A 12,836-nucleotide genomic window follows, 5' to 3' on the forward strand; every position below is an offset into this window, starting at 1 on the left:
CTAATTTAGCAGAAATTCTGCAATTACAGGATAGTGATCCGATAATTTCACAGATTGGTCTACTTTATAGCTTAAAGGAATGATTGATTTTGAAGTGAAGATATAATCAATTCTTAAAGGAACTTTATAATCATGAAAGCTGCTAGCACTACCCTTTCCTGCTACTAAGAATGCATCCTGAAGATCTTTTCCAAGATTATAATACTCGTATGAATTCGGAACAGAATTAAAATCTCCTGCCAGAATAACAGGATAAGGAGATAAATCTATCATTTTTCTGATTCTTTTTACCTGATCTTCATGAGCCTGGAATGTAGGAGTCATATGAGAAAGTAATGTTGAAACATTTCCCAACCCTAATTTATCAAGTTTCGTAAACATCGATTTATGAAGTCTGAAGGGTTCAAGATATACATTAATAATTCTGATTACTTTTCCATTGATGTCTATATCAGCATAGAATGAATTTCCGCGGGCTTTCTCATCAATAAGTTCTGCCTGTCTTACAATTTTATGCTTAGTTTTAAGAATAACCGACGGATATTTTATAAGATCACGTTTTATAACACGATTTGTATCTTTTTCCTGTACCAGAATAATATCTGCATCCTGTGCTTTAATATAGTCTTTTACTTTATCCCAGCCATATTCTCCATATTTCACATTAAAGGTCAATACTTTAATATCCCGTATTGTTTTTAAATTTTCTGTTTTGGGAGAAAAGTTCACCCATCGTCTGATTGGATTATAGAAAATAAGTGTACCCAATGCAAAAGCTATAGCAATTTTTTCTTTTTTTAAGATCCAGATCAGTGTAAGAATCAAGTGTGACAGAATCAGATAAGGAAAACCAAGAGACAGAAGATTCAGGTTGCCTAAAATATTGGGTGGAATCCATGCATTCCCCAATGTGCATAACAGCAAAACAGCAACAACGATATGTATAAATAGTAATATCTGGTTCGACTTCATGAAAAAACGGTCTTGGTACGGTTTTCTTTCAACAAAAATCCTACCAAGCAGATAATTTTAACTATTTTTATGATTATTTGCTCTCCGTAGAAAACTTAACTGTGACAGGATAATGATCTGAAATACTTACAGAACGGTCAACTTTATAAGATATTGCCTTTAAAGTTTTTGAAGAAAAAATATAATCGATTCTAATGGGGAATTTATAGTCGTGAAAACTGGTTGCACTTCCTTTTCCTGCGTTCACAAAAGCGTCTTCAAGCCCGTCTGATAAATGATAATATTCGTAAGAATTGGGTACAGAATTAAAATCGCCCGCTAGAATTACAGGATAAGGAGAATTATCAATGGCCTCACGAATGAGCGCCACCTGATCCTGATGTTTTTTAAAAGTAGGAATCAGTCTTTTAACAACATCTTTTATTTTTTGTTCATCGGTATCGGTATTTCCATTAAGTCTCACCATATCTTTTTGAAAGCGAAAAGGATTGAGATAGACATCAATGAACCTGTAGGTCCTGCCTTTAATTTCTATATCAGCCATCACACCAGGAATTCTTACCTCTTCATCTTGTGGATCAATAATCTGCTGTTTAATGATTTTATGCCTGGTCAGAATTGTTAAGCCTCCCCCGGGATTTGCTTTTTGATAGCCTTCAAATTGATATTTAATACCCGCATCCTCCTGCAAAAGAAGAACATCTGCATTCTGAGATTTCAGGTAGGGTTCGAGCTCTTTGTTTCCTATTCTGCCAGCTCTGGTATTGAAAGAAACCACTTTTATTTCAGAATCTCCACTTTTAGAAGAAGAATAGTTAACCCAACGTTTTACAGGATTTATAAACGCTAACCCTGCAAACATAAACACAAACGCCCTTTTTTTCCAGCTAAATACCCAGAAAACCGTTAGAATCACATATACTATAATAAGCACAGGAAAACCTAAGGAAAGCAGATTAAACCAAGGGAAAACCTTTGGTGGAACATAAGCGTTCAATAAAGTACCCAACAGTAGAAATAAAATTCCCAGATGGACAATCAATACTATAAGTCGGAAAATCTTCACAATGCTATTTTAGTTGAATCTGTACAAATGTTTCTTCCAAATTCTTGCCAGCAGCCATCCAACCAAAGCTCCTCCAACATGGGCAAGGTGAGCAATACCTCCTCCGTTTCCGGAAACCCCAAGGTATATAGACCCAACAACAATAATAGGCAACAAATATTTTACTTTAATCGGAACCGGAATAAACATAATTCCAATTTTAGAATCAGGATATAAAGTTGCAAATGCAGCTACCACTCCGAAAATAGCTCCGGAAGCTCCAACCATTGGAGTTGTTAAAATATCTGTTAAACTTTTCAGCAATTCCTTTTGTTTGAGAACTGAACCTGTATTTCCTGCAAACTCAACGCTTGCGCCGGACAGATATGCATTTACATTAAATCCTAGTTGTTCCAATTCCCTGGAGAACTGCTGAACTTCCACAAAATTCCATGCATTAAAAAGAAAAAACGCTCCAAGGCCACTTGCAAAGTACAAAATCAAATACTTTTTGTCTCCTAATGTCTGTTCCAGAATAGGTCCAAAGCTAAAGAGCGTCATCATATTAAATAAAATATGCATAATACTTCCATGCATAAACATATGGGTAATAATCTGCCATGAATGGAAAAAGGGAGAAAAAGGATAAAAGGCAGCAAGATACTCGACCATCTTATTTCCAATTAGATAAGTTATAATGAAAATTATAACATTGATTATTATAATATTCCTTGTAATTGGCGGTATATTGTTAAACATAATTTTTTAAAATTTGTTTTTAAAGTCATTAAACGGAACTTCATAAAAGCATCGTTTGCCGTCCGGCAAAAATTCCGGGAAGCCTAATGCTGTAAAGTCTTTAATCAGCTGTTCCGCATCTTTTTTATAAATAAAGTCAAATCTTGACTTCGACTGCATTTTATTCCATTGGTTATGGTAATACTGCAAAAATTCTTCTTCCGTCTTGTAGTCCAGGATCTCAAAAAGGTTTTCCAGGAACTTCATAGCCTGCGTTTCTTTCAGTCCTTCAGGAAGCGAATCTATTCGAAGTACACTTTCATGAGCAATTTTCATGTCAAACCCTAATTCCGGAAGATATTTTTTTATCGAATTGTATTTTGTCTTTTCGATTTCATTCATATGATACTCCAGAGAGAAAAGAAGGGCATGACTGTTTGTATTTGATTTTCTGGTAGATTTATTTCCTTCAGAAACCAAAAGTCTGTGCATTCTTCCCAAATCCAGCATTAATGTGACATCTCCTTTATTGAAAAGCCAATAACCATTGGGAAGTCTCATTAAATCTTCGTCAAAATCTTCATCTTCAAAGAGGTTAATCTTTGATGGTTCTGCTGTAATATTCTGATGATACATTTCCGTAAGATTCTGAATTTCTTCCGGATGTACTACATTTTTTTCTTCCAGAAACGGATTATAGTCTTTATCTACAATAATTTCCGGCATTTTGAAAACACCTCCGCTGGTTCCGCCCCCATTTCCTTTGCTGGGAATCGGTTTATTCATCATTTCATCCAATTCCGGATCTCTGTCGAAATCTAGGCTTGGAGAAACATTATAAATTCCTAAAGATCTTTTTATGGTTGAACGAAGCAAAGCAAAAATAAGATGCTCGTCTTCAAATTTCACTTCCGTTTTCTGTGGGTGGATATTGACATCTATTTTCTCCGGATCAAGTTCCAGGAAAAGAAAAAACGACGGTACATATCCTGGTTGAAGCAGTCCTTCAAATGCTTCCTGTACTGCTTTATTGAAGTATGGGCTTCTGAAATATCTTCCATTGACAAAAAGGAACTGCTCCCCTCTTGCTTTCTTAGCTCCTTCAGGCTTGGCAACAAAACCATGAAGCTTACACCAGATAATATCTTCTTTAATGGGAATTAAAAGCGGCTGAAGCTTTCTTCCGAAAACATCTACGATACGCTGCATCTGGCTCCCTTTTCTCAGTCTGAAAACCGCTTCATCATCATGGAAGAGAGAAAACTCAAGGTTCTCATGAGCTAGTGCAACACGCTGAAATTCATCAATGACGTGTCTGAATTCAATATTATTATTTTTCAAAAACTTCCTTCTTGCAGGAACGTTATAGAAAAGATTTTTAACCAAAAAGTTTGATCCGTCTGCTGTCTGAACCGGGTCCTGAAACTGGAAAACACCTCCTTCAATATAGATATTAGTCCCGATAGAAGTATCTTTCTGTTTCGTTCTGAGCTCCACCTGGGAAACGGCCGCAATAGAAGCCAGAGCTTCACCACGGAAGCCTTTTGTGGCAATCTTAAAGATATCTTCTGTTCCTTTGATTTTGGAGGTAGCATGTCTTTCAAACGCCATGCGGGCATCTGTCTCAGACATTCCTTTTCCGTCGTCTACCACCTGAATAAGGTTTTTCCCGGCATCTCTGATGATCAATTCAATTTTCGTTGCATCGGCATCAATAGCATTTTCCAAAAGTTCTTTCACGATGGATGCAGGCCGCTGCACCACCTCTCCTGCTGCAATTTGGTTGGCTACATGATCCGGTAAAAGCTGAATAATATCTGACATAAAAACGTAAATCAACTTACAAAAATAGTTAATGAAAACGGGAATTAAAATACTAAAATCGTGATTTAATATTTAATTATCAACATTTTTACGTATTTATCCCCAACTGATTTTTTTAATGTTTGTAATGAAGGGCGTTAGCAAGTTGATAAGTCTGATCAGGAAACTTTCATTTCAACCATCAGAAAAATAGGGCAAAAAATAACATAAACGTTTATATGAAAGATCAATTTTCATAAAAACACCCTTATTTCATAATAAAATAAGGGCATTTACAGCTAGTTTATACAAAAAATTAATAGTGTGTTTTCTATTTTAATCCTCAAAGACCAGTTTTCTTTTCTTTTCTCTTTTAGGAATTCCATGGATTTTTTCATACAGATAAGCAAAAATATTAGGCTTTCTGTAAATCCTGTTATATCTATACTTCGTGTTGAAGTGACGGATATGAATTTTATAAGCATCGTACCCGATGACAATCAGAAGACATATACTGATGACATAGAAGACTCTGAACTCCAGATAGTAGTATGTCAGCCCTGAAAATACAGCTCCCATTACATAGGCAAGCATAATACTCATCAGAAGTTTGGCCCTACCAATCAACTCTCCGTTTCTTCTGTATTTTTTCTGTGTAAACATCGATGCCAGAATTCCTAAATCGGTGGTTGTTCCGGTAAGGTGGGTAGTTTTCACAGAGAAGTTGGAGATACTTGCCGTTAATCCGTTTTGAAGTCCGGTAGCAAAAAGCATCAATGCAACCAAATATTCTGTTTCTTCTAATGTTTTCTGATAATAAAACTGCCCGTACACTCCTACAAAAAGAAGACATATGATTTCCAACACAATGGGCGTGGAATGGGCAAAATATTTACTTTTTTTATTAAAATTGATGACAATAAAGTTGGACAGAAAGCTTCCGAAGAAGAACAAAAAGATCCATCCTCCCACAACTCCTACCTGCGTCCAGTTTCCTTTACTGATTTCTGCCGCCAAAATTGCGTAGTGTCCCGTTACGTTCGACGTAAAAGAGAGAAATATTAATAGGGATGCGATGTTTATAGTACCTGCCGTGAAGGCAGTCAGCGTCCCCAACCTGATATTGTCTCCCAGTGTCCTGCTGTTACTATAATTCCTTAACATTTTTAATCGTTGTTAAATTGTGTTTAATCTTTAGACCTCTACAAAGATCTCTGCCAGCCTTCCTCTTTCCGGAAGTTTTTCTCTTACTTCAACAGTAATTTCATAAGACTTCAGCTCTTTGCATTTTTTGATATAAGGAATCAGATCGAATTTGCCTTTTCCTTTGCTTTTGATAGATGGAGAATAGTAGGCTTCCTCAATATTTTCCGCCTTTACGTACTGGTTGAAGGTTCTTTGGAAACTTCCTGTAAAGACATCACAGATGATTTTATTAACCAGGTGAGGATATTTATTACTGATAATTCCAAAGGCATCGCAGAATTCTGTAGGTCTGATTTTATTGAAAACAGATGTTTTGGTGCTGAACAAAAGATCTCTGATAGAATCTCCGGAATCATACCCGGAAGTCAGGAGGATATTATATTGATTCTGATCTTCTGCTGCATCTTTCTCTTTAAGTACTTTTTTCAATATATTCAATGACTCAAGAGAGTAATCTGTTGCAATTAAAATTGTTTTAGTCATGTTCTTATTATTTTGTATTGTGTTTATCTTTTTGATGATACAAAACTAGAACGACCAAATTAGAAGATCTTTGGAACGGAATTAAAATGTGATTAAAGAGATTAAAATGAGATTAGAAAATTGTTAAGGGGAATTAATATTGGAAAAAACAAAAATCAAAAAAAGGTAGAAAAATGCTAAAATAGTGATTCTTATTTGTCTATTACTTCGCCTTTCTGCATCATGCTATAGAAATTCGGGAACTTCATCTGTACCGTTGTACCCTGATTCTCGTGCGAGCTTACAATCAGTTCACCATGGTGCATTCTTACGATGTTTCGCGCCAATGGAAGTCCGATTCCGTAGCCTTCGTAATTATTGGTATTAGAAGCTCTGAAGAACGGATCATAGATTTTGTTCATTTCCACTTCCGGAATTCCGATACCATTATCTTTTACAATGATGTACACATCCGAATTGGTAGCTCCCAGGGAGACTTTAACCTGCTGGAAATTAGAATATTTACAGCCATTACTGATGATATTGGCCACCGCAAGATGCAATAACTGTTCATTCCCCTGTACCTTTAGTTTTTTCGGATTATCGGGAAGCATACTGATATCCAGATAGATATTATTTCGGGAATCAATTCTTCTGAGGGTTTCAATAACGTCCCAAAGCAGCTGATCAATTCTTACCTTATCCATTTTCTGGATTTTCCCATCGAATCCGGTTTGGGCAATCATTAATAAAGCTTTGATCTTTTTATCCAGCTTTTCTGCTTCATCCAAAATGATTCCCAGGGTTTCTTTATATTCTTCCGCTGTTCTGCTGATGGAAAGAGCAACATCGGCTTCTCCCATAATAGAGGTAAGCGGAGTTCTCAATTCGTGGGAAACATTTCCGATCAGGTGATTCTGGGTTTCAAAAGAGGTTTCAATACGGTTGAGCATATCATTAAAGGTATCCACCAGCTCGTTAAGTTCCTTATTATCGGGCTGAGATTCAAGTCTTAAGTGAAGGTTTTCAGAACTGATTTCCTTTACCTTTCCAGTGATTTTTAAGATCGGTCTGAATAACGTTTTAGACAGATAAAAAGAGAAAATCATACTGAAGAACAGAGACAGAACGATACAGGTAAGCAATGTTCGCTTTAAAAAGCCCAGATAATAAACGACATAATGATTTTTTGCAGAGGCGATTGCAATATAATCTTTATCATCATATTTAAAACTCTGTCCTATATAATAGAATTCTTCATCATTATAATTGGACTCTCCTTCTTTGATAATATTTTTAAAGAAATAGGCAGGAATATGTACTTCCTGAGATATTTTTTTGAAATTGGAATCTGTAGGAACGGCAAAAACATAGTCTTTTTCCATCGGAAGCTCTTCATCATTCAGGCTGCTGAGAACATAATTTTCCGGAAGGTCGAGATGATCTTTGCTTTTTTCGATCTGAACAATTGTTGCTGTTCTGATCTTCAGCAGCTCATAAAACCTCTGGTGCGAAAAATTTACAATAGAAAAGTATACCAAACCACTGAACAGCAAAATGATGGCGGTAAAAACCAACATCAAAAGTACCATCGTTTTGGTCTGATTTGTAATGACTCTGTTAAACATTCATTATGTTTTTTTCAATACATACCCCATTCCAATCACGGTATGAATCAGCTTATTATCATCCTGGCTATCCAGTTTTTTTCTTAAATAATTTACATAAACATCTACCACATTGGTTCCCAGCTCGTAATTTACGCCCCAAACTGCATCCAGAATTTCTGCTCTTGAAATTACTTTTTCAGGGTTATTCAGGAAATACAGCAAAAGTTTATATTCTGTAGAAGTAAGGGAAATATCTTCACCTGCGCGGGTTACTTTTTTGGTGTAGTCATTCACCATCAGATCCGAAAACTGAAAAACGTGTTCATTATCCGGCTCCGGTTCAGCGATTTCCTGTGGACTGTTGTTATTGCTTCTCCTTAGCAAAGATTTCACACGGGCTACCAGTTCAATGAATTTAAAAGGTTTCACCAGATAATCATCTCCGCCACTTTCTAATCCGAGAACAATATTCTCAGAAGTTCCCAAAGCAGTCAGAAATAAAATCGGAACACTTTGATTGGTTTTTCTTATTTCTTTACACACATCCAGCCCATTCATTTCCGGAAGCATAATGTCTAAAATTACCAGATCAAAATCGTTCGCCTGCACCAGCTGCACTCCTGTACGCCCGTCAAAAGCAACAGAAATTTCATATCCATTTTCCTGAAGTCCTTTTTTAATAAAGGATACTACACTGGTTTCGTCTTCAATAAGAATAATTTTTTTCATAAATGAAATAAGGAGTTTTACAAAAATAGGGAAGTTTTCCGGGGATGGGCAAACCTGGAACAGAGAAAGAAAAGGGATGCTAGAAGATGGGAACCTATTACAAACGTTTTATGATTCAGTTCAGATGGATTAGATTTAACGCAAAATCCGCAAGGAATTTTTCAATATAAAATTATAGAATGATCGCAAGGGCGTTTCACTATGCAATGATCGCATTCTTAGCTGAACGAAGTGCCCTCGCGATCAAAAATAAAAACAGCATAATTAATAAACTTGCCAACTTGGTGTTTTTTATTTTTCCACTTTTGTATCACTTTACCTTTTTGTGAATTCCTCTTTTTACCATACAACCTATATAGAATAATATTACCTTTGTTTTGAATATAATGGTGAAAAAATAATCAGGTTAAATTGCACACAGTATGAATGACTTTTTAATAGGTATCGGCAAGAGATTAAAGGATATTAGAAAAAAGAATAATTTAACCATTAATGAACTGGCTTTCAAAGCCAATGTGAGTAACGGTCTTGTTTCAAGGATTGAAAACGGAAGAACAATTCCTTCGCTTCCTGTTTTATTAGATTTAATCCAATCGCTGGAGATTGATGCCAGTTATTTTTTTGAAGGGGTTGAGAAAAAATCCAATGCCAAATTCATTTATGTTCCGAAAGAAAGCCAGCAAGTCATTGAGAAGGAGGTGGAAGCCGAGGGATTCAAATACATGCATATCTTCAGCAAGAGTCTTCATTCTTTGGGTTTTGAAGCTGTGCTCCTAACTCTCGAACCTAATTCTAAAAGAGAGAAAGTCATTACGGATGCCTGGGAATTCAAATATATTCTGAAAGGAGAAGTGAAATACGTAATTGATAATGAAGAAATTATCCTTAAAGAAGGGGATTCGCTTTATTTCAATGGGAAATTTCCTCACGTTCCGGTAAGCATCAGTGATGAAAGCTGTGTTATGCTTGTTCTTTATTTTTATACTGCTTAACTGCATTTTTTTAACGCAAAGTTTTTTACTATTTTGCTTTTGTCATTCTGACGAAGGAAGAATCTCTTATTTGCATTCAATAACTTGAGATTCTTCATTACCTTTCATTTCATTCAGAATGACAATTGTGATGTAGATCCACAAAAAGTTTACAAATATGCAACTTTCGATTTCCCATTTTCTTCCAAGATGAACGAAATATGAACTAAAACAAGCCTTTTTTAAGCAGGTTTCTATTCCTTATATTCTTGGGAAACATTTGCTAAAAACATTGAAACAGCTACTTCAGACCCTCTTTTATAAAATTTTCAAAGGTTAACGTCAATTGGTTTTAAAGTAAAAATTGCGTAACAAACATGGTTTATTTGTTAAACAATACTTAACACAAAATATTTATATATATTAAAATTATTGGCGTGATTTGCATAAAAAATTTAATATATGTAAAAATGAAAACAAAATTAGAGAAATTACTTACCCTTGTTTTTGTCTGTTTCATTGTCTTTGTTTCAGCGCAAAAACAGTTAATTATAGGAACTGTTCTTGACGACAGCCAGCCTCTCCCCGGGGCCACAGTCAAAATAAAAGGCTTATCTAAAAATATAACAACTGATATTGAAGGAAAATTTACCATCAGCGATATTAAAGAAGGCCAATATACTTTACAAATCAGCTATATAGGATATGAATCTTCAGATATCAATATAGATCTGAAACCAGAGCAAACGGTTGACCTAGGAATTATCAAACTATCCCAACCCAGAAAAAATATTGATGAAGTAGTAGTTACCGGAACATTAAAAAATACAGAAGCGAGAGCTTTAAACCTTCAGAAAAATGCCATCAACATCACCAATGTGATTGCCTCAGACGGAATCGGAAAGCTGCCGGACAGAAATGCAGCAGAGACTGTACAGCGTGTGCAGGGAGTTTCGATTGAAAGGGATCAGGGAGAAGGAAGATTTGTTTCCCTGAGAGGACTTCCGCCATTCTGGGCATCCACAACCATCAATGGAAACAGACTGCCCACGGCAGAGGAAGAAACTACTTCCAGAGCAACAGCATTCGACTTCTTTCCTACGGAACTGATCTCTTATGTACATGTAAACAAGTCTTTTACCCCAGATATTGAAGCTGACGGAATAGGCGGTGGTGTCAATTTTATCACCAAAACTCCACCGATGAAAACAGAATTCAAAGCCACTGTAGGAAGCGGTTATAACGCAAAGTCTGACAAAGGAGTTTACAACCTTGGATTTTTATATGGAGGAAGAACGAAGGATAAAAAATTCGGGTATTTATTCAACTTTGCGCATTTCATAAGAAACTGGTCTACAGATAATTTTGAGGCAAGAAGAAGTGGTGACGAAGGGGTTTTCAGACTGGAACTTCGTGATTATAATGGGGTTAGAAAAACAACAGGAATCAATGCCGCTTTTGAATATGTACTCTCTCCAAAGACGACTTTCTATTTAAAGGGAATGTATGGGACTTTATCGGATGACGAAACCCACTATAAACACAGAATCCGATTTGATAAATTCAGCAGTACCAATAATACAGCAAGAGTGGAACTTCAGAATATCCATAATTTACTGATAACGGAACTTACTTCTGTTTCTTTGGGTGCTGTTCATAATTTAAACAAAGGAAAAATCGACTGGGATTTATCTTACTATGACAACAAATTCAAGTACGGAAATATCCCTGATAAGCAGAACAATTCTTACTATGTCATCAAGTACACCCAATCTGGTGTAGGCATCAATCCTGATTATATTTCAAATCATGGAAATGGTCCGAGAGCTTATTGGAAAGCTGATGGCGGGAAATTAGATTATAAAAATCCGGATGCTTTATTCGGTTTCTACAGTGATCCGAACTTTAAAATGGATGCTTCCCAGATGAGATTTACAGATCTTGAATTTTATAAAGTCTTTGTAGAGGAAAAGGATAAAATCGTAGCTGCTTTTAACCATGAGATCAATGCATCTGATAAACTGACTTTGAAATATGGTTTTAAATACAGAGATAAAGAACGTAATGCAAGATTCTCTGATATTTTCTACAACTGGAGCAGCGGAACAGCGCCTCTTCTGTCAGATTATTCTCAATACATCACGACACAGCCCAACGGACCGAAATATTTAAGTGAAATGAATGCCCACATCGGCAATACTTTTGGCCCGGTACTTTCAACCGCAGGAATGAACCAGTTTTGGTATGACAACCAAGGAAATTTAAAAATCAATACTGCTGATTCTGAAGCATTGGAATACAATAAAGCATTAGGAAGAAACTTTGATGTGTTTGAAAAACATGCGGATGCTTACGGTATGGCAACCTATAAACTGAATGATAAAATCATCATTTTAGGAGGAATCAGATTATCAAATACGAATACCAAAGTAAGAGGATACAGTGTGAATGATAACGTCCTGACACCGGTAGAAAATACTAAAAACTATCTGGCTGTTCTTCCGATGATTCATTTAAAATATACGTTAAACGATAAAACCAATCTTCGTTTTGCTGCAACAAGAACTTTTTCCAGACCGAATTTTGGTGATCTGACACCGGGAGGAACTTATATTGAAGCAGATAACGAGTTCAAAGGGGGAAATCCGAATCTTAATCCTACCTATTCTTTGAATTTTGACCTGATGGGAGAATATTATTTTTCCAATGTAGGAATTCTGAGTGGCGGTGTTTTCTATAAATCAATTACTGACCCTATTTTCCAGGATTCTTTTATCGGAGATTACAATGGAATCAATGGCGTACAGTTTACAGCTCCTAATAACGGAAAAGCAGCATGGCTGGGAGGAGTTGAGTTGGGAATTAATAAAAGATTTGACTTCCTTCCAGGGTTTTTACAATACTTTGGAGTACAATTGAATGCCACATTCATGACTTCCGAAATGGAAAAGCCAAGTGGAAGAACGGTAGCACTTCCCTACCAGGCCAAAGAGTTGTACAATGCGCAACTTTTCTTTGAGAAAAAAGGATTCAATGCAAGACTGGCTTATAACTACAAAGGAAAGTATGCTGTAGAATATGCAGAAGAAGATATCAATGATTCTTATTATGGTAAATACAGCAATCTGGATTTCGGAGGTTCTTATCAATTTACCAAATACCTGACTTTGTATGCGGATGTGAACAATATTCTGAACAAACCGCTAATCTATCACTTCGGAAAAAGCGAAGATCGTCCGGAACAGGTGGAATATTATGGAGTCCGATTCAATCTTGGAATAAAACTGAACTTCTAAACCA

10 protein-coding genes are annotated in these 12,836 nt (G+C 36.0%); 2 read left to right on the forward strand and 8 right to left on the reverse strand.

Annotated elements, in window-relative coordinates; translation table 11 throughout:
- The 8 genes from ACKTTZ_RS07730 to ACKTTZ_RS07765 all read right to left on the reverse strand — a co-directional run bounded on the left by ACKTTZ_RS07730 (position 1) and on the right by ACKTTZ_RS07765 (position 8,565).
- Positions 1-972 (reverse strand): endonuclease/exonuclease/phosphatase family protein, encoded by a 972-nt coding sequence (locus ACKTTZ_RS07730; protein WP_034693920.1) that lies wholly within the window; start codon positions 970-972, stop codon positions 1-3.
- Between the two features lie 73 nt (positions 973-1,045).
- Entirely contained in the window at positions 1,046-2,038 is a 993-nt protein-coding gene (locus ACKTTZ_RS07735) for an endonuclease/exonuclease/phosphatase family protein (RefSeq protein ID WP_407848192.1), read from the reverse strand.
- A 9-nt stretch (positions 2,039-2,047) separates the two neighbouring features.
- Positions 2,048-2,776: a rhomboid family intramembrane serine protease gene (locus tag ACKTTZ_RS07740; RefSeq protein WP_034693924.1), complete on the reverse strand. Its 729-nt coding sequence runs from the start codon at positions 2,774-2,776 to the stop codon at positions 2,048-2,050.
- Positions 2,777-2,782: 6 nt separating this feature from the next.
- Positions 2,783-4,579: a DNA mismatch repair endonuclease MutL gene (gene mutL / locus ACKTTZ_RS07745; RefSeq protein WP_034693926.1), complete on the reverse strand. Its 1,797-nt coding sequence runs from the start codon at positions 4,577-4,579 to the stop codon at positions 2,783-2,785.
- 315 nt (positions 4,580-4,894) lie between these two features.
- A complete protein-coding gene (locus ACKTTZ_RS07750; RefSeq protein WP_034693928.1) occupies positions 4,895-5,722 on the reverse strand; it encodes a YoaK family protein in 828 nt (275 codons plus the stop codon).
- A 30-nt stretch (positions 5,723-5,752) separates the two neighbouring features.
- Positions 5,753-6,247 (reverse strand): hypothetical protein, encoded by a 495-nt coding sequence (locus ACKTTZ_RS07755; RefSeq protein WP_034693930.1) that lies wholly within the window; start codon positions 6,245-6,247, stop codon positions 5,753-5,755.
- 191 nt (positions 6,248-6,438) lie between these two features.
- Positions 6,439-7,854 carry a HAMP domain-containing sensor histidine kinase gene (locus tag ACKTTZ_RS07760; RefSeq protein WP_253317688.1) on the reverse strand — a complete coding sequence of 472 codons (1,416 nt, stop codon included), beginning with the start codon at positions 7,852-7,854 and terminating at the stop codon, positions 6,439-6,441.
- Positions 7,855-7,857: 3 nt separating this feature from the next.
- Positions 7,858-8,565 (reverse strand): response regulator transcription factor, encoded by a 708-nt coding sequence (locus tag ACKTTZ_RS07765; protein ID WP_407848196.1) that lies wholly within the window; start codon positions 8,563-8,565, stop codon positions 7,858-7,860.
- Between the two features lie 422 nt (positions 8,566-8,987).
- On the opposite strand from ACKTTZ_RS07765, the gene ACKTTZ_RS07770 reads away from it, so the two are divergent.
- Positions 8,988-9,557 carry a helix-turn-helix domain-containing protein gene (locus tag ACKTTZ_RS07770; RefSeq protein ID WP_079243618.1) on the forward strand — a complete coding sequence of 190 codons (570 nt, stop codon included), beginning with the start codon at positions 8,988-8,990 and terminating at the stop codon, positions 9,555-9,557.
- A gap of 449 nt (positions 9,558-10,006) precedes the next feature.
- Entirely contained in the window at positions 10,007-12,832 is a 2,826-nt protein-coding gene (locus ACKTTZ_RS07775) for a TonB-dependent receptor (RefSeq protein ID WP_407848198.1), read from the forward strand.
- The last annotated feature ends 4 nt before the right edge of the window (positions 12,833-12,836 follow it).

The organism is Chryseobacterium sp. KCF3-3 (assembly GCF_045865955.1).
Lineage (GTDB): Bacteria > Bacteroidota > Bacteroidia > Flavobacteriales > Weeksellaceae > Chryseobacterium.

What these genes read in the sequence shown, in the direction of transcription:
- ACKTTZ_RS07730 (WP_034693920.1), bottom strand. Translation starts at nt 972, where the DNA reads ATGAAGTCGAACCAGATATTACTATTTATACATATCGTTGTTGCTGTT.
- ACKTTZ_RS07740 (WP_034693924.1), bottom strand. Translation starts at nt 2,776, where the DNA reads ATGTTTAACAATATACCGCCAATTACAAGGAATATTATAATAATCAAT.
- mutL (WP_034693926.1), bottom strand. Translation starts at nt 4,579, where the DNA reads ATGTCAGATATTATTCAGCTTTTACCGGATCATGTAGCCAACCAAATT.
- ACKTTZ_RS07750 (WP_034693928.1), bottom strand. Translation starts at nt 5,722, where the DNA reads ATGTTAAGGAATTATAGTAACAGCAGGACACTGGGAGACAATATCAGG.
- ACKTTZ_RS07755 (WP_034693930.1), bottom strand. Translation starts at nt 6,247, where the DNA reads ATGACTAAAACAATTTTAATTGCAACAGATTACTCTCTTGAGTCATTG.
- ACKTTZ_RS07760 (WP_253317688.1), bottom strand. Translation starts at nt 7,854, where the DNA reads ATGTTTAACAGAGTCATTACAAATCAGACCAAAACGATGGTACTTTTG.
- ACKTTZ_RS07765 (WP_407848196.1), bottom strand. Translation starts at nt 8,565, where the DNA reads ATGAAAAAAATTATTCTTATTGAAGACGAAACCAGTGTAGTATCCTTT.
- ACKTTZ_RS07770 (WP_079243618.1), top strand. Translation starts at nt 8,988, where the DNA reads ATGAATGACTTTTTAATAGGTATCGGCAAGAGATTAAAGGATATTAGA.
- ACKTTZ_RS07775 (WP_407848198.1), top strand. Translation starts at nt 10,007, where the DNA reads ATGAAAACAAAATTAGAGAAATTACTTACCCTTGTTTTTGTCTGTTTC.